Source organism: Shimia fortis, from assembly GCF_040225985.1.
Lineage (GTDB): Bacteria > Pseudomonadota > Alphaproteobacteria > Rhodobacterales > Rhodobacteraceae > Shimia.
In genome coordinates this window covers 1-25,651 of the sequence record NZ_JBBPEU010000017.1, presented here as the reverse complement: position 1 = coordinate 25,651, position 25,651 = coordinate 1, and the positions used below count along the sequence as shown (strand labels likewise).

Genomic DNA, 25,651 nt, shown 5'->3' with positions numbered 1-25,651 from the left:
TCTCCGGCCGCGGTGATGCTACCTGAATTTACGGGCGTGGGGGCAATTGATGGTCTCTTATCTTCTCAAACGGTTGATCGCGACGATCCCCGTCATGCTGGTTGTGGCCGTGTTCATTTTCCTATTGCTCAGGCTTACCCCGGGGGATCCTGCCGCAATGATCGCAGGGGACTATGCCACCGAAGCCCAGATTGCCGAGATCCGGGAAAATCTGGGGCTTGACCAATCTTTGGCCAGCCAGTTCGTGATCTGGATTGGGAATATTCTTCAGGGTGATCTCGGGGAAAGCTACTTCTTCAAGAAAGACGTGACAGAACTGATCGCGGCCAGGATAGAACCGACGCTTTCGCTTTCGATCATCACGATCATCTTTACCGTCGCGATCGCCGTGCCGATGGGGGTGATTTCCGCATATAAACAGGGCACTTGGGTGGACCGGGTTGTCATGGGTTTTTCAGTGGTTGGCTTTTCGATCCCGGTATTCGTGATCGGCTTTGGATTGATCTATGTGTTTTCGCTCGAGCTGGGCTGGTTTCCGGTGCAGGGATACCAACGGCTTGCCGACGGAATCCTGCCTTGGCTGCATCACCTGATCCTGCCCGCACTGGCGTTAAGCGTGATTTTCGTCGCGTTCATTGCCCGGATGACCCGAACCTCTGTGCTTGAGGTTCTTGGTGAAGACTACATCCGGACAGCCCGCGCCAAGGGCCAGACCGAAAACAAGGTCCTGGTGCGCCACGCCCTTCGGAATGCAGCCGTGCCGATTGTCACGGTCATCGGCTTTGCCTTTGCCATTCTGATTGGCGGCGTGGTCGTGACCGAGAGTGTTTTCAATATTCCGGGCCTTGGTCTTTTGACGGTTGATGCCGTCCTGAACCGTGATTTTCCGACCATTCAGGCGGTCGTGTTGCTGTTTTCGTTCATCTATGTGCTGATCAACCTCGTGATTGATCTCAGCTACACCATTCTGGACCCGAGGATCCGATACTGATGGCGACAAATGTTCAATCCCCCGGTCGAGAGACCCTCAGAAGCCTGTTTCACAACCCCTCGGTCTTAATCGGGGGGATCATCCTTGCAATCGTGGTGTTGATGGCTGTTTTTGCCCCGTTTCTGGGGACAATCGATCCCAACCAAACCTCGACTTCGACCCGCTTGAAACCACCCGGCTATGAGGGGGTGATGAAGGTCTATACCGATGAGGGCAGGGTAAAGGTTCCCGTTGTGTATCGCATGGGATCAGACACTTTAGGGAGAGATGTGTATTCCCGTGTGGTGTATGGCGCCCGGATCTCTCTTGTTGTGGGTGTTGCCGTCGCCACGATTGCGATTGCCTTTGGAATGGTGATCGGGCTGGTGGCCGGATATTTTCGTGTCCTTGACAGCATCATCATGCGGATCATGGACGGGTTGATGGCCATTCCGGCGATCCTGCTCGCGATTGCCGTGGTGTCCGTTTTTAACGCCGGGTTGCTCAGTGTGATTATCGCCATTGTCGTGCCCGAGGTGCCTAGGGTCGTGCGGCTGGTGCGGTCAATCGTGCTATCCATACGGGAAGAACCCTATGTCGAGGCTGCAATTACGGCGGGCACGCGCGTACCCACGCTATTGATCCGCCACGTTCTGCCGAACACCGTGGCGCCCCTGATCGTGCAGGGCACCTTTATCGTCGCCTCTGCCATCATCGTCGAAGCGATCCTCAGCTTTCTTGGTCTGGGCATTCCCGCCGACGAAGTTCCCACCTGGGGCAATATCATGGGGGCCGCGCGGGAAAACTTCCAACTGCACCCTCACCAGATCCTGTATCCGGGCATGATCCTGGCGGTCACGGTGCTGGCGGTAAACATGCTGGGCGACGGGTTGCGTGACACGCTTGATCCGCGCTTCTCCAAGCGTTTCTGAGGGGGTGAAGATGACTGAGAATGTTCTGGACGTCCAAAACCTGACTGTCGCGCTTCCCATGGACGGGGACCGACCCAATGCAATCGAGGGGATAAACCTCTCGGTCGGCGCGGGAGAAATCGTATGTGTCGTAGGGGAAAGTGGCTCGGGAAAATCCGTGACAGCCTCGGCGGTGATGGGCCTGCTGCCGCCAGCCTTGAAACCTGTGAGCGGTGAAACCTTGCTCGAAGGCGAAAACACCCTGACGGCCAGCAAGTCGCGCCTGCGTGATTTGCGGGGAACACGGATGGCGATGATTTTTCAGGAACCGATGACGGCGCTGAACCCGGTCGTCAAGGTCGGCGATCAGATTGCCGAGATGCTTGAAATTCACACCGGCGCGAGCGCCTCCGAGCGCCGCAAACGGGCGATCGAGATCATGGAGATGGTGCACCTGCCGGATTCCGAAAAAATGGTCGATGCCTTTCCCCATCAGCTTTCGGGCGGGCAGCGTCAAAGGATCATGATTGCCATCGCGCTTGTCCTTGATCCCGCGCTTCTGATTGCGGACGAACCGACCACCGCGCTGGATGTGACGACACAGGCCCAGATCCTGACCCTTATCAAGGAAATGCAGGAACGTCGCGGCACCGGTGTCTTGTTCATCACGCATGATTTCGGTGTGGTGGCGGAAATTGCTGACCGGATCGTGGTCATGCAAAGCGGAAGCGTCGTCGAGCAGGGCACGCGGGACGAAGTGCTGCTCTCTCCGAAAGAGCCCTATACCCAAATGCTCATGAAATCCGTTCCGTCGATGTCGCCACCCCAGCGCAAACCGGTGGATGGCGACGATGCCATTGATGTTTCCGGGCTCGTCAAAGAATACGGAAGCAAGGGGTTCTTTGGTCGCGGGAGAGTGGTTCTTGCTGCAAAAGACGTGAACATGCATGTGCGCAAGGGCGAGACCCTCGGCATCGTGGGTGAATCCGGATCGGGCAAATCCACGGTCGCGCGTTGCATTGCCCGCCTGATTGACCCGACTGCGGGATCAATCAGCCTGCATGGGACCGAAATCGCCAATTTGCCCGAGGCACAATTGCGCCCGCATCGAAGCAAGGTCCAGATCGTGTTCCAGGACCCGTACAGGTCGCTCAATCCGCGTCGTACGATTGGGCAGTCGCTGATCGAAGCACCGGTCAATTTCGGTCTGTCCAAAGATGACGCAGTTGCCAAAGCGCGCAAGCTTATGGAACTGGTCGGCCTTTCCGGGGATGCGCTGGATCGCTTTCCGCACCAGTTTTCGGGCGGACAGCGCCAGAGGATCTGTATCGCCCGTGCCTTGATGGTCGAACCAGAGGTCTTGATCGCGGATGAAGCGGTCTCTGCCCTTGATGTTTCGGTACAGGCGCAGGTGCTGGAACTGCTTGATGACATTCGCGAACGCTACAATCTGGCAATGTTGTTCATCACGCATGATCTCAGGGTTGCGGCCCAGATATGCGACCGATTGATCGTTATGAAAAAGGGTGAAGTGGTCGAACAAGGGCCGACCATGGATGTCTACTCGAACCCACAGGATGAATATACGCGGTTGCTTCTTGATGCGGCCCCGGGACGGAACGTAGAGTTCGGCTCGGGCGTTGCGATCTGAGAACCCCAGTCACAAAGAAAGGCACGTCATGGATATCCCTCAGGTCATTGCCGACAGCAAAGCCGAATTGACAGAAATCTTCAAAGATCTGCACGCCAATCCCGAAATTGGTTTCACCGAAACCCGCACCGCTTCGATTGTTGCCGAGAAATTGCGGGCATGGGGCGTGGATGAAGTGCACGAAGGTCTGGGCAAAACCGGCGTTGTGGGGTTGATCAAGGGCAGGGGGGGCGGCAACCGACGGGTCGGCCTGCGTGCCGACATGGATGCATTGCCGATCCATGAAGCGACCGGTCTCGACTATGCCTCGGAGACACCCGGTGTGATGCATGCCTGTGGACATGACGGGCATACAACGATGCTGCTTGGGGCGGCAAAACACCTTGCAGAAACACGCGATTTTGACGGCACTGCGGTCTTGGTGTTCCAGCCTGCGGAAGAGGGGCTTGGCGGCGCCCGGGGGATGCTGGCGGATGGGTTGTTTGAGAAATTCCCGTGTGACGAAATTTACGGCATGCACAACTGGCCCAATGGAAAGCCCGGCTCGGTGGGTATCTGCAAGGGCACGGCGATGGCCGGATCAACCTTCTTTGACATCAAGATCAACGGAAAAGGCAGCCATGCGGCGATGCCGCACCAATCGAAAGACCCCTTGATCGTCGCGACTGCACTGGTTGGCCAACTTCAGACAATCGTGTCGCGCAATGTCGCGCCACTGGACAGTTGTGTGGTCTCAGTGACCCAAATTCACTCGGGCTCGGCATACAATGTCGTTCCGGACTCGGCCGAGCTTGCGGGTACGATCCGCTATTTCTCGGATGAAGTCTGCGCACTTGCTGAACAGCGTATGCGGGATCTGTGTGATGGGTTCGCCAAGGCCTATGATGTCGATGTGGTTCTTGACCTTCGCAATGTCTTCAATGTTCTGGTGAATGATGCCGAATTGTCAGATGCCTATCTGGAAGCCGCTGCGGATGTGGTTGGTGCGGACAACGTAACGGATGCCCATCAACCGGTCACGGGCTCCGAGGATTTTGCGGACATGTTGCAAGTGGTGCCGGGTGCCTATTGTGTCGTGGGGCATTCCGGCACGACCGCGCTGCACAACCCGGGGTATGTTCTGGATCCCGAAATCCTGCCCGTCGGGGCGTCTATCCTGGCGCGCGTTGTCGAGAAAAGACTGGCCTTGTGACCACGGCCTGTTCCCGCGGCCCGGAAATGGTATCCGCGCCGGGGCCTTTGTGGTCAAAGGTCAAACGTCGTCAAGCGGGTCAGCAGTTCGGTTGTGTTTCTGACCGAAAAACGTCGCAACAGGCGTGCGCGCACGTCGTCTATCGTGCGTGGTGACAGGCCAAGTTCCCGGGCGATTTCCTTGCTGGTCAAGCCCCGCCAGATGTGACCAAGGACCTGACGCTCCCGCGCGCTGAGGGCAACGGGTGGCGCTTCCGAGATCACCGCAAAACTCATAACGATGCGTGCCAGAGGCTCTTTCGGGGTGAGGGAATGCGCTCGGAACCGGCACCACAACATGCCCCCGTCTGCGCGTTGCATGATCCTTTCGTCCGAGTACACGCCCTTTGACTTCAAAGGTTCCAGCCCGACATCTCGGATACGGTCAAATTCGGCCCCTGATGAATAAAACATCCGAAAAGACTGTCCGATCAGCGCAGTTTGGTCATATCCCAGCATATTGGCAAAAGTCCGGTTGCAGGTCTGGATGATACGGTTCTGGCTGAGCACAATTCCGATCGGGGCTTCTTCAAATGCCACGTCTTTGAGATCCATCACTTTCCTCCACACCGTAATCTTACGGTATTGATACCGTAGACACGCAGGCATCATCCTGCACTAGGTTTTCCATAAGGCTCTGGTTCTGGCATCGTGGCAGGTCCATTGCGCCATATCGAACCGACCCGCGCAACCCGAGGCAAAGTCCAACGACAATATCCCGGAGAAAAGGTGCCATGACAGGAACTTCGTTAGATCGCCTCATGGATCGGCTTGACGGCAAGCGTGACGCGCTGATTGCTCTGACCCGGGATCTCATCCGCATTCCCACCCTCAATCCCCCCGGAGAATGCTATCGCGATATTTGCGTACTGTTGGACAAGAGGCTTTCCGCGTCCGGTTTCCAGACACAACTGATCCGCGCCATCGGCGCACCCGGTGACAGCGACCGCTATCCACGCTGGAACATTGTTGCACGGCGCGAAGGCAAGACTGCAGGAGAGTGCATACACTTCAATTCTCACACCGACGTCGTCGAAGTCGGGTTGGGATGGACCAAAGATCCGTTCGGCGGCGAGGTGCAGGACGGCAAGATCTACGGACGTGGCGCCTGTGATATGAAGGGTGGGCTTGCGACGTCGATTATTGCCGCCGAAGCCTTTGTTGAAGAGTTCCCGGACTTCACGGGAGCAATCGAGATTTCCGGCACTGCTGATGAAGAATCCGGAGGGTACGGTGGGGTTGCCTATCTGGCGGAGAAAGGATTCTTCGATCCCAAACGCGTACAGCACGTGATTATCCCGGAACCGCTCAACAAGGATCGCATTTGCCTTGGGCACCGGGGCGGTTGGTGGGCCGAAATCGAAACCTTTGGTCAAATCGCCCATGGAAGCATGCCGTTTCTGGGGGATTGTGCCGTGCGTCACATGGGAGCGGTTCTGGAGCAGTTTGAAACCAAACTGTATCCGGCAATGGCACAACGGTTTACCGAGATGCCGGTGGTTCCTGAAGGCGCGCGCCAATCCACGATGAACATCAATTCCATTCACGGCGGAGAAAAAGAACAAGCCGCCGATTACACGGGGCTTCCTGCAAATTGCGTGCCTGACAGTTGTCGGGTTGTGATCGACCGGCGTTATCTGGCCGAGGAAAACCATGCGCAGGTTTCAGGAGAAGTAACGGCCATGCTTGATGACCTTGCCTCCTCGCGTCCTAATTTTCGCTATGCGTTGCGCGAGTTGAACCACGTCGCTCCATCCATGACCGACAAAAATGCGCCGATCGTGCTTTCGGTGGATACCTCTATCCGCAAGGTTTTTGGTGCCGCACCTGACTATGTCGCGTCGCCCGGGTCATATGACCAGAAACATATCGATCGAATTGGCAAGTTGAAGAATTGCATCGCCTACGGTCCCGGTATTCTGGATCTGGCCCACCAACCGGACGAATACATTGTCGTTCAGGACATGATCGAGAGCGCAAAAGTCATGGCGCATACCTTGGCGCAAATCCTGCTGCCAGGTTTGCAACCGAAACCGACAATCCCCCGGTGACAGGAGCAAAGAATGCAAATCTCTGAACTGTGGTTCGACCCTTCAAAATGCCTTATCGCGGGACAGTGGGTGGCCCCCGCCAAAGGAGAGTTGCTTGAATTGCTGAACCCTTCGGATGGCACCGTGTTGTGCGAAATTGCACGCGGTGGACCTGAAGATATAGACTTGGCGGTCGCGAGCGCCCACGCCTCAAGAGAAAGCGAGTGGGGGCGTCTCACGGCCGTGGAAAGGGGACGTATACTGTCTCGCCTCGGGGACTTGGTTCTTGAGCACAGCGAAACACTGGCGCAAATCGAAGCCTTGGATGTCGGAAAGCCTTTGACCCAGGCGTTGGCTGATGCTCGCGCTCTTGCGCGATATATGGAGTTCTATGGCGGGGCTGCCGACAAGGTTCACGGCGAAACCATCCCCTACCTAGATGGCTATACCGTTTACACCCTGCGCGAGCCTTTTGGTGTGACCGCGCATATCGTGCCGTGGAATTACCCGATGCAAATCATCGGGCGCTCGGTTGGGGCCGCACTTGCCATGGGTAACGCAACCGTGTTGAAACCTGCCGAGGAGGCCTGCCTCACCGCGCTGGCTTTTGCAGATTTGGCCCTGCAGGCGGGGGTGCCGGATGGTGTTTTGAACGTGGTTCCGGGTTTGGGGGCAGAAGCGGGCGCAGCATTGGCCGAACATCCCGGCGTCCAGCACATTTCCTTTACAGGATCAGTCGCTACCGGAAGCTTGATCCAGGCTGCGGCGGCCAAAAACGTTGTGCCGGTCACGCTGGAGCTTGGCGGGAAATCTCCGCAACTCGTGTTTGATGACGCCGATATCGACGCGGCGCTTCCATTCCTGATCAACGCCGGAATTCAGAACGCGGGGCAAACATGTTCGGCATCATCACGCATACTTGTGCAACGCGGCATCTACAATGAAGTGTCTGCCAGGATGGCAGAGCGATATCAAAAACTGCGCGTCGCGCCTGCACGACAGAACCTCGATCTCGGGCCACTCATCTCTGCGCGGCAGAAGGGCATTGTCAGCGGATTTCTTGAGAAAGGCCGAAATCTCGATATCGCCGCAACCGGTCAAATTATCGATGACGCGCCAAGCGGCGGAAACTACATAGCGCCTACGCTCTTTTCGGATGTGCCACACAGCCATCCTTTGGCTCAGGACGAGATATTCGGACCCGTCCAGGTTCTCATTCCATTCGAATCCGAGGAACAAGCCTTGGCAATCGCCAATGGCACAGACTACGGCCTTGTGGCGTCAGTATGGTCGCGTGACGGTGCGCGTCAGATGCGTCTGGCCAAGGCGCTGCGCTCGGGGCAGGTGTTCCTGAACAATTACGGTGCCGGTGGTGGTGTTGAACTGCCCTTTGGGGGCTACGGCAAATCAGGTCATGGGCGCGAAAAGGGCTTTGAGGCGCTCTATGGGTTTTCACAATTGAAAACCGTGGCCGCACGTCACGGGTAACGCAGACAGAAATTCACAATATGAAAAGGGGGGGGGAGACCATGAGACTTGAAGGAAAGAGAGCCATAGTCACCGGTGGCGCGTCAGGGTTCGGCGCCGGTATCGTGACCAAGTTCCGCGCCGAGGGTGCCAAAGTGATGATTGCCGATATCAACGCGGACGCAGCCCAGTCCGTGGCGTCTGAGGGCGATTTGGTCCATGCGGTTGACGTGTCGGTTGCAGACTCGGTCGATGCCATGATTGATGCCGCTCTTGGCGCATGGGGTCAGGTGGACATCCTTGTTAACAATGCCGGTGTGACACATCTGCCGGCGCCATTGGACACCGTCACGGAAGAAGACTTTGATCACGTGTTTGCGGTGAATTGCAAATCTGTCTATCTGACAGCGCGCAAATTGGTGCCGCATATGAAATCCAGCACATCGGGTACAATTCTCAATGTGGCATCCACGGCAGGGGTGAGCCCGCGCCCGAACCTGAACTGGTACAACGCCTCGAAAGGGTGGATGAATACCGCGACGCGCACCATGGCTGTCGAGCTTGCACCTTTCGGGATACGCGTGAACGCTCTCAATCCAGTTGCAGGCGAGACACCGCTTCTCAAACGCTTCATGGGCGAGGATACACCCGAAATGCGCCAGAAATTCCTGTCAACAATCCCGATCGGTCGCTTCTCCACCCCCGAGGACATGGGAAATGCCGCGTGCTACTTGTGCTCGGATGAAGCCAGCATGGTCACCGGTGTGTGTATGGAAGTTGACGGCGGGCGCTGCATCTGAACTTCGCTGTTATCGCACAGGAAGAAAGACGTTTATTTGGCAGTAGCCCCACGTAGGGGGCCAGTTTGAAATTTAGTGCGTGTTAGGGCTGGTTTCCATCGCGACAGTGGGTGTCGCCCCCGCAAAAAACGCAGCGGAAATGCCAAATGCTTCGGCAGCGGCTAATTCGCCGCCATCAAGGCAGCCAAGTGCAAAACCGGTGCACGTTTCAATGGTCGCACAACCTTCAAGACCGTGTCCTTGCTCAACAATTGCCGAACCTTATGCAGCTACGGTATCTGCAAGTAATTGATAATGCGGAATTGGAGCCACGCCGAAATCTCGCGATTTTCTTTTCTAGGGTATCGTGTGTGGGGGGCACCCTGATTTTTTCAAATCAAAACTGGGTAAAATGGCGGAGAGACAGGGATTCGAACCCTGGGTCCCCGTGAAGGGACAACGGTTTTCGAGACCGCCCCGTTCGACCACTCCGGCACCTCTCCGCGGGGGTCTTGGTGAGGGCGTCGTTTAATGATGTTTGTCGGGGGGTGCAAGAGGCGTTTTGCATTGTTTGGCAAAAGTTTTACGCTAGGCTTTGAAACTGGCGGGATGAAACCGGAAGGAGGCCCCGAATGACCAAGGCGTTATACGCAAAAGCAGGCGGGTTTTTGGCCCTGATACTGTCGGTACTTCTGTATGTTCAGGCGGCGCAGGCCGCGTCGCGCGACAGTGTCGAGGCCTTTCTGAAAGTCACCGGATTCGATGTGGCGATCGACTCTATTGCGCTCAGCGCCGAAAGCGCGCCGGCGATGCTGGGATTCGAGGGCGACGAATTCGGCGCCGAATGGACGCGTCTGGCCGATCTGGTCTTTTCCGAAGAGATTATGCGCGAGCGGGCGATCTCGATCCTGCAGGAAACACTTGATGAAGACATGCTGGCACATGCCGCCGGGTTCTATGCCACGGACCTGGGGATGCGGCTGGTCGAGGCCGAGAACCTGTCACATTTCGCCGATGACGAGGTCAAACAGGAAGAAGGCGAGGCCTTGGTCGATGAACTGATGGCCGAGGACAGCGTGCGCATCGACGCATTCGAGCGAATGAGCCATGCCATCGACCCCAACGATATTGGCCCCAAGGCGTTTCAAGAGGTGCAGATCCGCTTTATCCTCGCGGCGGCCTATGCGGGCCTGATTCAGCTGCGCACGGACGAGGCCGGTCTGCGCGCCGCGCTGGCTGCGGATTATGAGACCCTGCGCGAGATGATGAACCGTTCGGCGCTTGCCGCCAATGCCTGGACCTATCGCGATTTCACGGATGAAGAGGTGCTGACCTATGCCGAGGCCCTGGAAGATCCCGACATGGCCACGGTCTATGAACTGATGAACGCGGTGCATTACGAAATCATGCTCAACCGGTTCGAGGCGCTGGCCCTGCAACTGGGGCAGGTGGGGCCCGCCGAAGAGCTCTGACAGGTGTGATTCATGAGGTTGGCACATGGCGGGCTTTCGCTGTTCCGCTGCGTGAGTCGTATACAGATTGACGATCCGGAATGTGACCCTGGCGGGAAGAGGGGGCCTTTTCAGCGGCTTTTCCGCACGAGAGGTTTTCATGTTTCGTTTATGCTCACCAGCGTTTTTGCCCTGACGGCTCTGATCGCCCACGCCCAGTTGCGCCCGTCCGCCGAAGATGTGGCGGCAATGCCCAAGGATTATTCGCCTTGTGTCGATGTGAATTCGCACGCGCCTTGTTCGGCCCCCTCGATTTTCTGGTTGCCGCGGATCACGCCGAGAACTGCGCGTTCTTGAAATTCCGACCCCGCGCTGAAAGGCCTATGACGCCATTCATTTTGATGTCGGGATGCCCGCTGGTACGGCAATGACGGTGCAGGACCGCGCCTTTACCTCGCCGATCTGGTTTGCGCCCTGAACGGATCGAAAAATGCGTTGAGATACGGCTTGACTTGCGGAACGAAACTGACGATAAGCGCCAAATCCGGCGTAAGGACCTCCTTGCGCCGTGTTTTGTTGTAACAACGCCCGGGGACGGGCGCGCGGTTCGAGGCGGTGCGGGCAAGGCCCAAACCACAAACACCCGAAAGGGGGCCACAGGACGCGGGAAATCGAAGGAATAGGACATGTTCGCAGTCCTCAAGACCGGCGGCAAACAGTATAAGGTTCAATCGGGCGATGTGCTCCGCGTTGAAAAACTGGCTGCAGACGCTGGCGAAACCGTACAATTCAACGAAGTTCTGATGGTTGGCGGCGACAATACAGTCGTTGGCGCACCTCTGGTTGCAGGCGCAGGCGTACAGGCCGAAGTCATCGACCAGATCAAAGGCGAAAAAGTCATCAACTTCGTCAAGCGTCGTCGTAAGCACTCGTCCAAACGCACCGTTGGCCACCGTCAGAAACTGACCCTGGTCCGCATCACCGACATTCTCGCCTCTGGCGCAGACAAGTCGGGCGTCAAGGCTGCTGTTGGTGCAGGCTCGGTATCGGCTGCTGCCGTAGAAGCTGCTGCTCCTGCCAAGAAAGCCGCCCCGAAGAAAGAAGCAAAAGCAGACGCACCTGCGGGCGCAGACGACCTGAAAAAACTGTCGGGTGTTGGCCCCGCGCTTGAGAAGAAGCTTCTCGAAGCCGGTGTAACCACCTTCGCACAGATTGCTGCCTGGACCGAAGCCGATATCGCCGAATTCGACGAAAAACTGTCGTTCAAAGGCCGCATCGAGCGTGAAGGCTGGGTTGAACAAGCCAAAGAACTGGCTAAGTAACCGACCGAGATAGGAGACAAACGATATGGCACATAAAAAAGCTGGCGGTAGCTCCCGTAACGGTCGCGACTCAGCAGGTCGTCGCCTTGGCGTCAAGAAATACGGCGGCGAAGCCGTCATTCCTGGCAATATCATCATGCGTCAGCGCGGTACCAAGATGTGGCCGGGCGAAGGCGTTGGCATGGGCAAGGACCACACCATCTTTGCAACCGTCGAAGGCAACGTGAAGTTCCACAAGGGCCTCAAGGGCCGCACCTTTATTTCGGTTCTGCCAGTGGCGGAGGCCGCAGAGTAAGCCGACCCTAAAGGTATGCACATTTGAAGGGACCGGCTGAGAAAGCCGGTCCCTTTCTTTTTGATCCATGACAAAGCTTTAGCCATGGCTGTTGAAGTATTAACATTCACAACCTTCGCGGCGAGCCAGGTGGCAACACCCGGCCCGGCGAACATGGCGTTGCTGGCCACCGGGGCCCGGTTCGGGTTTCGCGCGGCATTGCCGTTCGTTGCGGGGGTTGCGCTTGGCAAACAGCTGATCATCTGGCCGATCGGATTTGGCCTGATGTCGCTGGCAGACACCGTGCCGGGGCTGTTCGTGGCGCTGAAATACATCTCGGCGGCCTATATCTGCTATCTCGCGTGGCGCGTGGCCCATCTGCGGCTCTCGCCGGACGGGGCACAGGTAGAACAGGCACCGGGCTTCATGGCGGGGTTGATCGTGCACCCGCTCAACCCCAAGGCCTGGGCGATGATCGTCACGGGCTTTACCAGTTTCGCAGACCCGGGCACTCCGGTCTTGCAAGCCACCGCCACCATCGCCATCTGTCTTTTGGCGTGTCAGGCGGTGTTCCACCCGATCTGGACTTATGGAGGAGACCGGATCGCTCGTTTCGTTGCAGGACGTCCTGCCGAACGTTACCTGATGGGAACTCTGGCCGCGCTGACCGTGGCCTCGGTTCTGTATGTGTTGTTTTGAGGAGGGCACGCATATGAAACACGACATGATCGTGAACCAACCAGTGATCGAAACAGATCGCTTTGTCCTGCGCCCGTTGCGCCGCTCGGACCAGGGGCTGATCGAAATGTATGCAGGCGACAAGGATCTTGCCGTCAACACCACGTCGATCCCGCATCCGCTGCCGCCGGGCTGTATCGAGGCTTATATCCTGCGGGCCCAGACCGAAGATCGCACCGAAGATGTCTGGACGATGGACGGCACCGCCGACAATGGCCCCGAGGTCATGGGCGTGATCAGCCTGACTCGCGTCGACCACCGCAAGGCCGAGATCGCCTATTGGGTGGCGCCCGCCTTCTGGAACACCGGGCTTGCCTCGGAAGCGGTGCGCGCCCTGATAGCTGCCAACCCGTTGGAGAGCGACACCATCTTTGCCAGTGTGTTTCAGGACAACCCGGCCTCGGCCCGTGTTCTGACCAATTGCGGCTTCCAATATCTCGGTGACGCCGAGAGCTTTTCGGTCGCACGCGACGCCGCGGTGCCGACCTGGACCTATAGTTTGAAACTGGATTGAGCCTTGCCCCGCGAACAGGTATCACGCGGGGCAACTCGACCGCCCGAAAGGACCAACTGATGAAATTCCTCGACCTGGCCAAGGTTTATATCCGCTCGGGCGGCGGAGGCGGGGGCTGTGTATCCTTCCGCCGCGAAAAATATATCGAATATGGCGGCCCTGATGGCGGCGATGGCGGCAAGGGCGGATATGTCTGGGCGGAAGCGGTCGAAGGGCTGAACACGCTGATCGACTTTCGCTATCAACAGCATTTCTTTGCCAAGAACGGCCAGCCCGGCATGGGCAACCAGCGCACCGGCAAGGATGGCGACGACATCGTGCTGCGCGTCCCGGTGGGCACCGAAATTCTGGACGAGGATCAGGAAACCCTGATTGCCGACCTGACTGAAGTGGGCCAGCGTGTCTTGCTGGCGCGCGGCGGCAATGGCGGCTTTGGCAACCTGCACTTCAAATCCTCGACCAACCAGGCGCCCCGCCGCGCCAATCCCGGCCAGCCCGGCGTTGAACGCACGCTGTGGCTGCGGCTGAAGCTGATCGCGGATGTGGGTCTCCTGGGCCTGCCCAATGCCGGCAAGTCGACCTTCCTGTCGGCCACGTCGAATGCGCGGCCCAAGATTGCGGATTATCCCTTTACCACGCTACACCCCAACCTTGGGGTTGTGGGGGTCGACAACGTGGAATTTGTCGTGGCCGATATCCCCGGCCTGATCGAGGGCGCCTCGGAAGGGCGCGGCTTGGGCGACCTGTTCCTTGGCCACGTCGAACGCTGCGCCGTACTGTTGCATCTGGTCGATGGCACCTCGGGCACCCCGATCGAGGATTACCAGACCATCATTCACGAGATCGAGGCCTATGGCGGGTTCCTCGCCGACAAGCCGCGCGTGACCGTGCTCAACAAGATCGACACGCTGGATGACGAGGAACGCAGCTTTATCAAAGAAGAGCTTGAGGCCGCCACCGGCACCAAGGTCATGCTGATGTCCGGCGTCAGCAAGGAAGGTGTCACCGAGGTGCTGCGCGCCCTGCGCCAGCAGATTGACGACAACCGCCTGCGCGAGAAAAAATCCGGCGAGGAGGACGCCCCTTGGCAACCCTGATCGGCGCCAGACGTGTTGTGATCAAGATCGGGTCTGCCTTGTTGGTGGACCGGGCCAGCGGGGATTTGCGCAAAGACTGGCTTTTGGGGCTGGCCGAGGACGTGGCCTGGCTTAAGGGGCAGGGCACGGATGTTGTGCTTGTGTCTTCCGGCTCGATCGCGCTGGGGCGCGGGGTGCTGGGCCTGCCGCGCGCAGACCTGCCGCTGGAACAGTCGCAAGCCGCCGCTGCCGTCGGCCAGATCCGGCTTGCCCGTGCCTATGAAGAGGCGCTGGCGCCCCACGGCATTACCACGGCGCAGGTTCTGGTGACACTGGAAGACAGTGCCAACCGCCGCCGGTATCTCAATTCACGGGCCACGCTGGAACAATTGCTGCGGCTGGGTGTGGTGCCCATCGTGAACGAAAACGACACCGTGGCCACGGATGAGATCCGCTATGGCGACAATGACCGGCTGGCCGCTCAGGTGGCGCTGACCACGGGCGCGGACCAGTTGATCCTGCTTTCGGATGTCGACGGGTTCTACAGTGACAACCCCATGACCAATCCTGCCGCGCACCGGTTCGACGTGATCGACGACATCACCCCCGAGATCGAGGCGATGGCGGGCGAAGGCACATCGGGCCTTTCCAAGGGCGGTATGATTACCAAGCTGTTCGCGGCCAAGACCGCCACGGCGGGCGGCTGTGCCATGGCAATCACCGAGGGCAGCGCGCTGCGCCCGCTGACCGCGTTGGAAAACGGCGCGAATGCCACGTGGTTCACCGCGCAGGGCACGCCGCAACTGGCGCGCAAACGCTGGATCGGGTCGATGAAACCGCAGGGCAACCTCACGCTGGATGCGGGCGCTGTGACCGCGCTCAAGGCCGGTAACAGCCTTCTGGCCGCTGGCGTGCGCGACGTCTCGGGCCGCTTCCACCGGGGCGATCCGGTGTCGATCACCGGGCCGGACGGGCACAAGCTGGGGCAGGGGCTGGTTGCCTATGCCGCGGACGAGGCCACCGCCATCAAGGGTCGCCATTCCCGCGACATCGAGGCCATTCTCGGCTATCCGGGACGCACCGCTCTCATTCACCGTGATGATATGGCGCTCTAGCCTTCATCTTGCGAAAAATACTCCCGCCGGAGGCGTCCCGCCGCCGCCGCAGACGCAAAGGATCAGGACCATGAAAGACATTACAGATATCCCCGCCCTGATGGCCGAAATTGGCACCAACGCCAAGGCCGCTGCTGCGGAACTGGCCTTTGCCCCGGCCGAAGCCAAGACCAGGGCGCTGAACGCCGCCGCCGATGCGGTCTGGGCACAACGGGCCGATATCATTGCGGCCAATGAAAAAGACATGGAATTCGGTCGCGACAAGGGCCTCAGCCCCGCCATGATGGACCGGCTGATGCTGGATGAGTCCCGCATTCAGGGCATCGTGGACGGGCTGCGCAATGTCGCGGCGCAGGCCGATCCCGTGGGCGAGGTGCTGACCGAATGGGACATGCCCTCTGGCCTCAACATCCGCCGCGTCCGTACACCTTTGGGCGTGGTTGGAGTGATCTATGAAAGTCGCCCCAACGTGACCGCCGATGCGGGCGCGCTGTGCCTGAAATCGGGCAATGCGGTGATCCTGCGAGGCGGCTCGGAGAGTTTCCATTCTTCGGGTGCAATCCATGCCTGCCTTGTCGAAGGTCTGAAGGCCGCAGGCCTGCCCGAGGCCGCGATCCAGCTGGTGCCGACCCGCGACCGCGCGGCGGTGCAGGAACTTCTGACCATGGTCGACACCGTCGATGTGATCGTGCCGCGTGGTGGCAAGGGCCTTGTGGGGCTGGTCCAACGCGAGGCGCGCGTGCCGGTCTTTGCCCATCTCGAAGGGATCGTACATATCTATCTGGACGCCGCCGCCGATGCGCAAAAGGCGCTGGACGTGGTGATGAACGCCAAGACCCGCCGCACCGGCATCTGTGGTGCCGCCGAATGCCTGCTGATCCATGAAAGCCTGCTGGACACGATCGGACAGGGCGTGTTGCGCGCATTGATGGATGCGGGTGTGACCGTGCATGGCGACGCCACCATTGCGGACCGGATCACGGGCGTCGTGCCCGCCACCGACGCGGACTGGGGTAAGGAATATCTCGACATGGATATCGCCGCCCGCGTGGTCGCCAATGTGGACGAGGCGATTGCCCATATCCGCCAGTACGGTTCGGATCACACCGATTGCATCCTCACCGAAGACGACGCCACCGCAGATCGGTTCTTTGAACGTCTGGACAGTGCGATCCTGATGCGCAATGCCTCGACCCAGTTTGCCGACGGGGGCGAGTTCGGCATGGGCGCGGAAATCGGAATCGCCACCGGCAAGATGCACGCGCGTGGCCCTGTGGGCGCGGCCCAGTTGACCAGCTTCAAATATCTCGTGGTCGGCGACGGCACCGTGCGCGGCTGATCGCGAACCGGATCCTGTCAGAACCGCAGGGTAAAACCTTCGGCATCTTCGCAAAACTCCGGCGTTTTCCCAAGCTCTTCAAGGGCTTGGGGGAACAAGCCGAACTGTACGTTGCCGGCACTGATCTCGATCCGCCGCTCGACACGGGTCAGATCGCCCCAGAGATCCGGATCGACCTGTACCTTGCGCCCCAAACCTGTCACTTGCCACAGGTCGTGATCCTTGGTGACCGTAATCATGCCCCCATAGGGCAGCACGTTTTCCACGCACATCAGCCCGAGGAACACGGCGCGCAGCATCTCGCGCGGGACATCTTCGGTCACCTTCCAGTCGAAACCGATCCGTCCGCCGACTTCAAGATCGCGCAGCAGGTTTATGATTTCATTGCAGGAAATGACTTGACCAAGACCGCAATACCCAAAGGCGATGCGAAAGAACCGGATCCGGGCATTGGCACTGTCCACGCTGTCCGAGATCAGTTCAAGCTCGGGGCCCGATGCGGCCCCACTCATCCCGATCAGTTCAAGGCCGTTACCGATCGCGCCCACCGGGCTGATAAGGTCGTGACAGATACGCGACCCTACCAAGGCCGAGAAATCAGTACTATCTTGAGGCATGAGACCGAAGTTCCAAACTGTTGCGAGGTGAGATGGACGATCTGAATGCTTTTCTGGAACCGGGGATGCTGGTCACGCACCCCGACCAGCCCGATTGGGGACAGGGGCAGGTGCAATCCAATATCGGCGGTCGGGTGACCGTGAATTTCAGGGAAGCGGGCAAGGTCGTCATAAACTCTTCTCTGGTGATGTTGTTGCCCTGTATTGAAGAGCCAAGAAATTGACAAAGGGTTAACGCAACCTTTGGTAGATTTCCACATGTCTTTTGACCGCAGAGACCGGCCCCGATATTGCCAAGGTCCGTCCCCGAAGCTAAGACCCTGTGAAACAGGAAAGACCCGCGAGATGCCCCAGACCGCACCGGAATTCCGGCTCCGACTTGCCGACACGCCCGACGAGATCGCGGCGGCGCAACGGTTGCGCTATACGGTGTTTGTCGAGGAACTGGGCGGGGACGGCGCGTTGGTGGACCATGCCAACCGGCTTGAAAAAGATCGGTTCGATCCGTTTTACGATCACCTGATCCTGTATGACATGACCCGCGCCGAAGACGATCAGGCGGTAGGGGTCTACCGTCTGCTGCGCGGGGAAAAAGCCAGTGAAATCGGACAGTTCTATTCCGAAGCTGAATATGATCTCGACGTTCTCAGATCCAGTGGGCGCAAGCTGCTGGAACTGGGGCGCAGTTGTCTGCACGCCGACTATCGCGGCGGGGCGGCGATGTATCATCTTTGGAACGGGCTGTCCGAGTATGTCTTCACGCACGAGATCGACATCCTGTTTGGCGTCGCGAGTTTTCACGGCACCGATATTGACGCGCTGGCCGCGCCGCTGTCGCTGCTGCATCATCGCCATCTCGCGCCCGAGGGTCTGCGGGTGCGGGCGCAACCTGCACATTTCCAGTCGATGGATCTTGTTCCCGAAGATCAGATCAACCGCGTCGCGGCCATGCGCGAGGTGCCTGCACTGATCAAGGCCTATCTTCGGCTTGGCGGGTTCGTGGGTGAGGGCGCCTTTGTCGATCGCGCCTTCAACACCACAGATATTTGCCTTGTCATGGACACGCAGCGCCTGAACGAAAAGCAAAAGACGATCTATACACGGGGCACGACACCATGACCGCCACCTGGGACGGCGAAGAGGGCTACCCGCCGGAAGAGCCGATGGGCTTTGTCGGCTGGGCCCTTGTCCTGCTGCGCGGGTTTGTTCTGGGGAGCGTGGTCTTCGGGGGGCTGGCGGTGCTGTTGCTGGTGCGGCTGGTTGAGCGTCCGCTGTTTGGCCTGCACCGCCCGTGGACGCCGTTTATCACGCAGGCCGTCTGTCGTCTGGCCTTTGTCATCTTGGGGATCGGGTTCAGCACGCGCGGCACGTTGATGCGCCATCACGGGGCCGTTGTCGCGAACCATTCTTCGTGGCTGGATATCTTTGCGCTGAACGCACGAAAGCGGATTTATTTCGTGTCCAAGGCCGAGGTGGCGAATTGGCCCGGCATCGGCTGGCTGGCGCGGGCCACGGGCACCGTGTTTATCAACCGCGACCCGAAAGAGGCGCGCGCCCAGAAAGACCTGTTCGAAGCGCGGTTGGATGCCGGGCACAAGCTGTTGTTCTTTCCTGAAGGCACCTCGACCGACGCAATCCGTGTTCTGCCCTTCAAGCCGACGCTGTTCGCGGCCTTTTTCTCGGAGCATCTGCGCGACACGATCTGGGTGCAGCCGGTGACGGTGCTGTACCACGCCCCCAAGGGCGAGGATGCGCGGTTTTACGGCTGGTGGGGCGATATGGAGTTTGGTCCGCATCTTCTCAAGACGCTGGGCGCGCGCCGTCAAGGGCGGGTCGAGCTGGTCTATCACGCCCCTGTCAGGGTGGCGGATTTCGCGGGCCGCAAACAGCTGGCCGCCCATTGCGAACGCATCGTGCGCGCAGGTCTGGTCGAAGGGCTGCCCGCTGCTCAGAACGTGATATGAGCGCCGATCTGCACCGCCTTGCCATCCTGATAGGTGGTGGCGCTCAGGTCAGAGAAGGAGAACGTCCGCACGCCTGCGAACAGGTCAAGGTTATAGCGTTCCACCCGTTGCAACACGCCAAGACCCCACATGTGGCTGTCTGACCCCGCGCTGACATAGTCCGCGCCCCAGAACCCCTCGACATAGAGTTTCGTCGCACCGAGCGCCCAGATATCGGCATCCCAACCCGCCTTGGCCCAAATATAATGCGGGTTTGACCCGGCGTCGTCCTGCCCGCCGGCCAGCGTCAGGTTCAGCCCGGTGCCCGTATCATAAACAGACACCGAGCCGGCGGTGGTATAGGTTGTGCCGCCAGCCGCCACATCGACATAGCTGTTGCCGATACCCGCGCGCAGCTTAAGCCGGCCAAACTCTGCGGCATAGCGCAGGGCGATGTCATAAAACACGTCATCCACGCCCGAGGTCAGGATCTCTTCGCCGTAAGCGGCGGCCAGCGTGAACCCGTTCCAGTCGGGCGTATCATAGCGCAGGCGGAACTTGCGGTCGCCGTCGAAACTGTCGAACGTATCGCCAAGATCGATGCCCGACAGGGCGCCCGCCCCGGTGCGAAACTGGTAAGAACCGCCCATCTCGGCGATGTTTGATTTGGCCACGACCGTGGTTTTGCCAAGATCAAGTTCGGCAATGCTGTCGGTGGCCATGCTGCCCTGACCGGCGCGCAGGGTGCCAAAGCCGCCGCGATAAATGACCTGCACCTGCCGGAACTGTTTGCGATCCCAGCCAAAGACATCCGGCGTAGTGGTCTGGCTGGTCTTGCTTGACGCGCGCAGGCCAAGTCCGGTTTCAAACTGAAACGACAGCCCCTGATCAGTGTCGGCGCGTTTCAGGTAGAATCCGAAGCGGCTGGTCGAGGTGGACATATCGACGATATTCGAGGTCGTGATCTGTCCGTCGTCAAAGGACTGGTAAGCTATGACGAACCGGCCATAGGGGTCATAGACCCACCCGTCGCCCAGCCCGGCCCCGGGTAGGCCGAATGTATCGGCAAGGGCAGGGGTGATGGTCATCCCTGCCAGAAAGGCAGCGTAAAGGGGGCTGGGTCGAGGCATCGGGTTTCCTTATCGAAAGGGCGTGACCAGACTATACCGCGCCTTGCGGTCTCAGCCATGCGTTTCGGCAGGCGTCAGGAAAATTTCCAGAAGACAAGCGCCAATGATCAGCGCGGCCCCAATCCATTCGACGCCCGACATGGCCTCTTCGGGCAACAGGAGACTGGCGCTGATCACGGCCAGCATGACCTCGGCCATCATCAAAAGCCCCAGCCGCCCGGGAAACAGGATTTTCTGCGCCCAGAAAATCACCATCATCGTCGGAATGATCATCACCACCGCCGTGCCAAACCCGACCGACAGCGCGGGCAGCAACAGCGACGGCGCGGGCAGGGGCGTAGCCAGAACCAGCGCACAGAGCAGGATCAGAAGACTTCCCATGAAAAGCTGCGAAAAGGCAGAGGCCGCCACCGGCACAGCCCCAAAACGCATGATCAGCGCGCCGCCCACGGCCCAGCCGATCCCCGAGAGGAATCCGAACAGGTCACCCAGGTTCAGAGGCACTGCCGTGCCGCCCGCCAGCAACAGCGCCATACCCGCCAACCCTGTGCCAATCGCCAGCCAACGCGCCCATGTCGCCCGGTCGCCAAGCCAGACAATGCCGATCAGCGTGCCCCAGATCGGTGTCAGGTAAAACAGAAGCGTCACCCGGATCACCGTACCATAAAGCACCGCCACCGCAAAAAGCCCGAACCCCAGACCGCCGGTAAAGATGCCGATCATCAGGGCGCGGGCCATGTGACGGCGATGATCCTCCCAATGGATGACCAGCCACAGCCCCATGAGGATCGCGCCGGGCAGGTTGATAAACAGCGCGGGCCAGATGCCCGGCAGACCGATCTCTTCGAGATAGCGTAGGGGAATCCAGAACAGCCCCCAGATAGCGGCCGCGAAGAATACGGCCACCGAGGCAAAGGCCGGTGTGTTGGATTTGATGGCCACGATACTGCCGCCTCTTTTGATCCCGCACGAGATGTGGCAGAAATCCTCGGCGCGGGAAAGAGCAGGGGCCTTGTTGCAGGAAAAACCGGCTCCCCCTCTTGCGCTTGTCATTTTTGTTGTGTAAACGCGCGCCATTCAAACCCGCAGGTGGGGTTTGGGTTGTTCCGGGGAGACATCCCGGACCGTCCGCCGGTTGGGACCACACGGTCCTCACTTCATCCCACCAAGGCGTAAACCGGAAAAGGAAAACAAGCATGGCTCTTCCCGAGTTCACCATGCGCCAGCTGCTGGAAGCAGGCGTACACTTTGGTCACCAAACGCAACGCTGGAACCCCCGTATGGGCGAGTTCATCTATGGCGCGCGCAATGGCATCCACATCATGGATCTTACCCAGACCGTTCCGATGCTGGACGCGGCTCTGAACGCCGTTCGTGAAACCGTCGCCAAAGGCGGTCGCGTTCTGTTCGTGGGCACCAAGCGTCAGGCCGCAGCGCCGATCGCAGACGCCGCCGAAAAATCGGCCCAATACTACATGAACCACCGCTGGTTGGGTGGCACGCTCACCAACTGGAAAACCGTGTCGCAGTCGATCAACCGTCTGAAAGAGATCGACGAAAAAATGGCAAACGGTGCCGAAGGCCTGACCAAGAAAGAGCGTCTGGGCATGGAGCGCGACCAGCAGAAACTGCAAGCCTCGTTGGGCGGGATTCGCGAAATGGGCGGTGTACCGGACCTGCTGTTCGTCATCGACGTGAAAAAAGAAGCGCTGGCCATCGCCGAAGCCAACAAGCTGGGCATCCCGGTTGTGGCCGTGGTTGACACCAACTGCTCGCCCGATGGTGTGGACTACATCATCCCCGGCAACGACGACGCGGCCCGTGCGATCGCACTTTACTGTGATCTGGCGTCGCGCGCGGCTCTGGACGGCATGACCGCCCAAATGGGCGCAGCTGGCATCGACCTTGGCGCGATGGAAGAAGCACCGGCAGAAGAAGCGGTTGCCGAAGAAGCACCCGCAGAAGCGTAAGCTTTACATTTCTGACACGGGGGCAGGGTAGGCCCGCCCCCGGATACCCAATTTTTGACGAGGAGAGCCAAGATGGCGATCACAGCAGCAATGGTCAAAGAACTGCGCGAACTGACAGGCGCAGGCATGATGGACGCGAAAAAAGCCCTGACCGAAACCGACGGTGACCAGGAAGCAGCAATCGACTGGCTGCGGACCAAGGGTCTGGCGAAAGCGGCCAAGAAATCGGGCCGTATCGCAGCCGAAGGTCTGGTGGCCGTGAAGGTTGACGGTGGCAAAGGTGTTGCGGTTGAAGTGAACTCGGAAACCGACTTTGTTGGTAAAAACGCAGACTTCCAAGCCATGGTTGGCGGCATTGCAGATGTCGCCCTGACCGTGGACAACACCGAAGCTCTGCTGGCAGCGGACATGGGCGGCAAAACCGTTTCCGAAACTGTGACCGACGCCGTTGCGACCATCGGTGAAAACATGTCGGTGCGCCGCATGGCGACCGTTGAAGGCGACACCGTTGTGTCTTACGTCCACAACCCGGCCACCGCCGGCATGGGCAAGATCGGTGTTCTGGTTGCGCTGAAAGGCGGCGACGAAGCGTTCGGCAAGCAGGTTGCGATGCACATCGCGGCAGCCGCACCGCAATCGCTGAGCGAAGCCGACCTTGATCCGGCCGTCGTCGAAAAAGAGAAAAACGTCCAGATCGAGATCGCACGTGAATCGGGCAAGCCCGAGCAAGTGATCGAGAAAATGATCATTGGCCGCATGAAGAAATTCATGGGCGAAGTGACCCTGCTGGGCCAAAGCTTTGTCATCAACCCCGACCTGACCGTCGAAGCGGCGGCCAAGGAAGCCGGTGCCGAAATCCTCGGTTATGTCCGCATGGAAGTGGGTGAAGGCATCGAGAAAAAAGAAGAAGACTTCGCCGCAGAAGTCGCCAAAGCCGCACAAGGCTAAGGCATCTTTTTCAGCTAAGAAAAGCGCCGTCTGCAGGTTTGCAGGCGGCGTTTTTACGTTTGGCGTGTGGAAAACGCCGGGGCAGGGGCGCGCAAATAAAAAGGCGGCGCTGTCGGGGAAAGACAGCGCCGCCAAACATTCGACCGCCTCATAGCATGGGGATGAGAGGCATAATCGAAGAAACGCCCGACTTCAGGATGAAAATGCACCCCGAAGCCAAGCATCCGGTTTGATCCGGAGGTCAACACAAGCGCCTCGGTATCGCGAAGATCGTGTCAACCATGTTCCAAGGCCAAAGCCACCACTCACGGAACGTCTCCAAATTCACATATTTACCCAAGGTCAATCAAGTCAGGGAAACCTTACTTTTCGACGCTAAAAAGCGTCACATCACTGTCATAAATGTCAGGGTCGGTAGATTTGGTTCAAAAACGACGCCTTGAGCAGTGCCTGCGCCGTGGTTTCCACGTTCAACGCCTCGCGGGCAAGCCGCAGGTGTTTCTCGACTGTGGCCGGGGTGCGCTCGATCAGGGTGGCGATGTCCTGGATCGTCTTGCCATCTCCCACCCATTCCAGCACTTCGCGCTGGCGCTTGGTCAGCACCCGGTTGGGGTATTCATAGGGCAGGGACAGGATTTTGAGATGGGCGATATTGTTGGTCAGTTCGAGGAACCGACCATCCTTTTCCCAAATCTCGTCGACATCGTTCTGTGTCAGGCCACGTTTGGCCGTCATCGCAATGGCGCCCTTGGTGCGGGACGAAATGGTTGGGAAACTGATCGTATAGCCAGCGGTGACGCCCATTTCTTCGTTGAACTCTGCCACGGCCCGTTCCTCGGGTGTGACGTTGCCGCGCGCGACACGTTCCCGGGCCCAGCTCCAGCTGCAGGCTCCGGTGTTTTCAAGGCTCCACCGCATCATGGGTCCGTTGAAATACAAACCTTCTCCGAAAAACTTGTCCAGATAAGCGCGGTCATGGTTTGACAGCACCATGAAATCCTCGATATCGCCCAGCGATCCGTTGGTGCGGAAATTGGTATATCCATAGATCAACCGATCGAAACCATAGGCCGCCATACGCTCTGTATGTCTGCTCCAGAGTTCTTCCAGAGAGCGGGCGTTGGTGATGGCTTCGATGTAGTCCAGCATTTATCCGTCTTCGGTGCGCAGATGCCCCAACAGGGCATCCATGGATAGGATATAGCCCGCCGCGCCAAAACCGCAAATCTGGCCGATGGCGACGGGCGCGATATAGGATTTGTGCCGGAAAACCTCGCGTGCATGGATGTTTGAGAGGTGCAGTTCAACTACCGGCAGCTCGACCGAGGCAATCGCGTCCATCAGGGCGATGGAGGTGTGCGTGTAAGCGCCGGCATTCAGAATGATGCCGTCATGCGTGCCCTTGGCGGCATGGATCATGTCAACCAGAGTGCCTTCATGGTTGCTTTGCTCGAAAGCCAGGGCGCATTTGCCTTCGGCATGCGCCATGCAACGCGAGCGGATATCCTCGAGCGTGGTTTTTCCGTAAACCTCGGGTTGGCGCTGGCCGAGCAGATTGAGATTTGGTCCATTCAGGATCAACAAAGACGGCATGAAATTTCCTCTTCTTGATCTTTGACTGTATAGACAGGATGTTGTCTCTGTCTAGCATCATACGGGGCGATCACGGGAAATTTGGCTGCAGGTAACAAACTGAAATGAAACCAGATGTTCCGGAATTTCTTCTAAACGGTAAAATCCTTTATCTATTATGGATCCGGTTTCGGAATACCCAGTAGGTTAACATAATACTGATTATAGGAATTGTATTGGAGCTGTCTTGGAAGGCAGCCACACAGCCCACAGATGCCCCACACCCAAACGCGAAACTTGGGGAGATTTACATCACCAATGCGCCATATCTGTTTGGAATAAAAAGCTTTCAGGCCCTTCTTAAAGGCCTGAAAGCGCATCACACTCACGAGGCTCACGCCATCAGGTCATAGACCTGTCCGGCAATCATCAGGTTGATGCTGTCCTGTCCGGCCCCGTCAACCAGCGCCCACATGATCTGTCCCGTGGGACGATAGATGATGAAGGCCTCTTCGATGTTGTCATCGCCCGAGCGTTCGCCATCGGGGCTGGAGGTGTGGGTGGTGTTGATCTGGAACTGCGAGGCGGTCGCCGTGCCGATCCC

27 protein-coding genes, 1 tRNA gene and 1 pseudogene are annotated in these 25,651 nt (G+C 58.8%); 21 read left to right on the top strand and 8 right to left on the bottom strand.

The annotated features are described in order from the left end of the window. The first annotated feature begins 49 nt into the window (after nucleotides 1-49). From WNE31_RS17570 to WNE31_RS17555, 4 genes are read left to right on the top strand one after another with little or no spacing between them, the layout of a single operon-like run. A complete protein-coding gene (locus WNE31_RS17570) occupies nucleotides 50-991 on the top strand; it encodes an ABC transporter permease (RefSeq protein WP_349981253.1) in 942 nt (313 codons plus the stop codon). Further along, nucleotides 991-1,902 (top strand): ABC transporter permease, encoded by a 912-nt coding sequence (locus WNE31_RS17565; RefSeq protein ID WP_349981252.1) that lies wholly within the window; start codon nucleotides 991-993, stop codon nucleotides 1,900-1,902. Before WNE31_RS17570 ends, WNE31_RS17565 begins: the two co-directional genes overlap by 1 nt. Before the next feature lie 10 nt (nucleotides 1,903-1,912). After that, nucleotides 1,913-3,532, top strand: coding sequence for an ABC transporter ATP-binding protein (locus WNE31_RS17560; protein WP_349981251.1), 1,620 nt, complete (start codon nucleotides 1,913-1,915; stop codon nucleotides 3,530-3,532). Nucleotides 3,533-3,560: 28 nt separating this feature from the next. Further along, nucleotides 3,561-4,724 carry a M20 aminoacylase family protein gene (locus WNE31_RS17555; protein WP_349981250.1) on the top strand — a complete coding sequence of 388 codons (1,164 nt, stop codon included), beginning with the start codon at nucleotides 3,561-3,563 and terminating at the stop codon, nucleotides 4,722-4,724. Nucleotides 4,725-4,777: 53 nt separating this feature from the next. Here the strand turns inward: WNE31_RS17555 and WNE31_RS17550 are convergent, their stop codons facing one another. After that, entirely contained in the window at nucleotides 4,778-5,317 is a 540-nt protein-coding gene (locus tag WNE31_RS17550; RefSeq protein ID WP_349981249.1) for a PAS and helix-turn-helix domain-containing protein, read from the bottom strand. A 179-nt stretch (nucleotides 5,318-5,496) separates the two neighbouring features. On the opposite strand from WNE31_RS17550, the gene WNE31_RS17545 reads away from it, so the two are divergent. From WNE31_RS17545 to WNE31_RS17535, 3 genes are read left to right on the top strand one after another with little or no spacing between them, the layout of a single operon-like run. Then, nucleotides 5,497-6,813, top strand: a complete 1,317-nt coding sequence (locus WNE31_RS17545) for an acetylornithine deacetylase/succinyl-diaminopimelate desuccinylase family protein (RefSeq protein WP_349981248.1) — start codon at nucleotides 5,497-5,499, stop codon at nucleotides 6,811-6,813. Between the two features lie 12 nt (nucleotides 6,814-6,825). Then, nucleotides 6,826-8,280 (top strand): aldehyde dehydrogenase family protein, encoded by a 1,455-nt coding sequence (locus tag WNE31_RS17540; protein WP_349981247.1) that lies wholly within the window; start codon nucleotides 6,826-6,828, stop codon nucleotides 8,278-8,280. A gap of 41 nt (nucleotides 8,281-8,321) precedes the next feature. Then, nucleotides 8,322-9,059, top strand: coding sequence for an SDR family oxidoreductase (locus tag WNE31_RS17535; protein WP_349981246.1), 738 nt, complete (start codon nucleotides 8,322-8,324; stop codon nucleotides 9,057-9,059). A 392-nt stretch (nucleotides 9,060-9,451) separates the two neighbouring features. Here the strand turns inward: WNE31_RS17535 and WNE31_RS17530 are convergent. Continuing rightward, nucleotides 9,452-9,541: transfer RNA gene (locus tag WNE31_RS17530), tRNA-Ser, on the bottom strand. Nucleotides 9,542-9,670: 129 nt separating this feature from the next. Here WNE31_RS17530 and WNE31_RS17525 point away from each other — a divergent pair. From WNE31_RS17525 to WNE31_RS17485, 9 genes are all read left to right on the top strand, one after another. Next, nucleotides 9,671-10,510: a DUF2059 domain-containing protein gene (locus WNE31_RS17525; protein ID WP_349981245.1), complete on the top strand. Its 840-nt coding sequence runs from the start codon at nucleotides 9,671-9,673 to the stop codon at nucleotides 10,508-10,510. A 370-nt stretch (nucleotides 10,511-10,880) separates the two neighbouring features. Beyond that, complete coding sequence (locus tag WNE31_RS17520; protein ID WP_349981260.1) at nucleotides 10,881-10,967, top strand: DUF3604 domain-containing protein; 87 nt, start codon at nucleotides 10,881-10,883, stop codon at nucleotides 10,965-10,967. 208 nt (nucleotides 10,968-11,175) lie between these two features. Further along, complete coding sequence (locus tag WNE31_RS17515) at nucleotides 11,176-11,811, top strand: 50S ribosomal protein L21 (protein ID WP_349981244.1); 636 nt, start codon at nucleotides 11,176-11,178, stop codon at nucleotides 11,809-11,811. 25 nt (nucleotides 11,812-11,836) lie between these two features. Further along, nucleotides 11,837-12,106, top strand: coding sequence for a 50S ribosomal protein L27 (gene rpmA, locus WNE31_RS17510; RefSeq protein ID WP_255106771.1), 270 nt, complete (start codon nucleotides 11,837-11,839; stop codon nucleotides 12,104-12,106). Between the two features lie 84 nt (nucleotides 12,107-12,190). Next, on the top strand, nucleotides 12,191-12,784 hold the full coding sequence (locus tag WNE31_RS17505; protein ID WP_349981243.1) for a LysE family translocator: 594 nt from the start codon (nucleotides 12,191-12,193) through the stop codon (nucleotides 12,782-12,784). Nucleotides 12,785-12,797: 13 nt separating this feature from the next. Then, the gene (locus WNE31_RS17500) at nucleotides 12,798-13,337 is read left to right on the top strand and encodes a GNAT family N-acetyltransferase (RefSeq protein WP_349981242.1); all 540 of its coding nucleotides are present in this window, start codon (nucleotides 12,798-12,800) and stop codon (nucleotides 13,335-13,337) included. A 59-nt stretch (nucleotides 13,338-13,396) separates the two neighbouring features. After that, a complete protein-coding gene (gene obgE / locus WNE31_RS17495) occupies nucleotides 13,397-14,434 on the top strand; it encodes a GTPase ObgE (RefSeq protein ID WP_349981241.1) in 1,038 nt (345 codons plus the stop codon). Beyond that, nucleotides 14,422-15,528, top strand: a complete 1,107-nt coding sequence (proB, locus tag WNE31_RS17490) for a glutamate 5-kinase (RefSeq protein ID WP_349981240.1) — start codon at nucleotides 14,422-14,424, stop codon at nucleotides 15,526-15,528. Before obgE ends, proB begins: the two co-directional genes overlap by 13 nt. Before the next feature lie 70 nt (nucleotides 15,529-15,598). Next, entirely contained in the window at nucleotides 15,599-16,867 is a 1,269-nt protein-coding gene (locus WNE31_RS17485; protein ID WP_349981239.1) for a glutamate-5-semialdehyde dehydrogenase, read from the top strand. A 17-nt stretch (nucleotides 16,868-16,884) separates the two neighbouring features. Here the strand turns inward: WNE31_RS17485 and WNE31_RS17480 are convergent, their stop codons facing one another. Then, on the bottom strand, nucleotides 16,885-17,484 hold the full coding sequence (locus WNE31_RS17480) for a histidine phosphotransferase family protein (RefSeq protein WP_349981238.1): 600 nt from the start codon (nucleotides 17,482-17,484) through the stop codon (nucleotides 16,885-16,887). A gap of 32 nt (nucleotides 17,485-17,516) precedes the next feature. Between WNE31_RS17480 and WNE31_RS17475 the strand changes: the two genes are divergently transcribed. From WNE31_RS17475 to olsA, 3 genes are all read left to right on the top strand, one after another. Then, nucleotides 17,517-17,708 carry a DUF3553 domain-containing protein gene (locus tag WNE31_RS17475; RefSeq protein ID WP_349981237.1) on the top strand — a complete coding sequence of 64 codons (192 nt, stop codon included), beginning with the start codon at nucleotides 17,517-17,519 and terminating at the stop codon, nucleotides 17,706-17,708. A 121-nt stretch (nucleotides 17,709-17,829) separates the two neighbouring features. Then, the gene (gene olsB, locus WNE31_RS17470; RefSeq protein ID WP_349981236.1) at nucleotides 17,830-18,603 is read left to right on the top strand and encodes an L-ornithine N(alpha)-acyltransferase; all 774 of its coding nucleotides are present in this window, start codon (nucleotides 17,830-17,832) and stop codon (nucleotides 18,601-18,603) included. Beyond that, on the top strand, nucleotides 18,600-19,448 hold the full coding sequence (olsA, locus tag WNE31_RS17465; RefSeq protein ID WP_349981235.1) for a lyso-ornithine lipid O-acyltransferase: 849 nt from the start codon (nucleotides 18,600-18,602) through the stop codon (nucleotides 19,446-19,448). The genes olsB and olsA overlap by 4 nt, the downstream gene beginning before the upstream one ends. On the opposite strand, the gene WNE31_RS17460 is transcribed toward olsA, so the two are convergent. Together WNE31_RS17460 and WNE31_RS17455 are read right to left on the bottom strand one after the other, a co-directional pair. After that, nucleotides 19,433-20,557: a porin gene (locus WNE31_RS17460; protein WP_349981234.1), complete on the bottom strand. Its 1,125-nt coding sequence runs from the start codon at nucleotides 20,555-20,557 to the stop codon at nucleotides 19,433-19,435. The genes olsA and WNE31_RS17460 overlap by 16 nt on opposite strands. A 51-nt stretch (nucleotides 20,558-20,608) precedes the next feature. After that, complete coding sequence (locus WNE31_RS17455) at nucleotides 20,609-21,499, bottom strand: DMT family transporter (RefSeq protein WP_349981233.1); 891 nt, start codon at nucleotides 21,497-21,499, stop codon at nucleotides 20,609-20,611. A gap of 254 nt (nucleotides 21,500-21,753) precedes the next feature. Between WNE31_RS17455 and rpsB the strand changes: the two genes are divergently transcribed. Both rpsB and tsf read left to right on the top strand, forming a co-directional pair. After that, the gene (rpsB, locus tag WNE31_RS17450) at nucleotides 21,754-22,527 is read left to right on the top strand and encodes a 30S ribosomal protein S2 (RefSeq protein WP_349981232.1); all 774 of its coding nucleotides are present in this window, start codon (nucleotides 21,754-21,756) and stop codon (nucleotides 22,525-22,527) included. 72 nt (nucleotides 22,528-22,599) lie between these two features. Next, on the top strand, nucleotides 22,600-23,475 hold the full coding sequence (tsf, locus tag WNE31_RS17445) for a translation elongation factor Ts (protein WP_349981231.1): 876 nt from the start codon (nucleotides 22,600-22,602) through the stop codon (nucleotides 23,473-23,475). Nucleotides 23,476-23,880: 405 nt separating this feature from the next. Here the strand turns inward: tsf and WNE31_RS17440 are convergent, their stop codons facing one another. The 3 genes and pseudogenes from WNE31_RS17440 to WNE31_RS17430 all read right to left on the bottom strand — a co-directional run. Further along, nucleotides 23,881-24,624, bottom strand: a complete 744-nt coding sequence (locus tag WNE31_RS17440) for a helix-turn-helix transcriptional regulator (RefSeq protein WP_349981230.1) — start codon at nucleotides 24,622-24,624, stop codon at nucleotides 23,881-23,883. Continuing rightward, complete coding sequence (aroQ, locus tag WNE31_RS17435) at nucleotides 24,625-25,068, bottom strand: type II 3-dehydroquinate dehydratase (RefSeq protein ID WP_349981229.1); 444 nt, start codon at nucleotides 25,066-25,068, stop codon at nucleotides 24,625-24,627. Between the two features lie 373 nt (nucleotides 25,069-25,441). Further along, nucleotides 25,442-25,651: pseudogene (locus tag WNE31_RS17430) on the bottom strand (hypothetical protein); the annotation flags it as partial.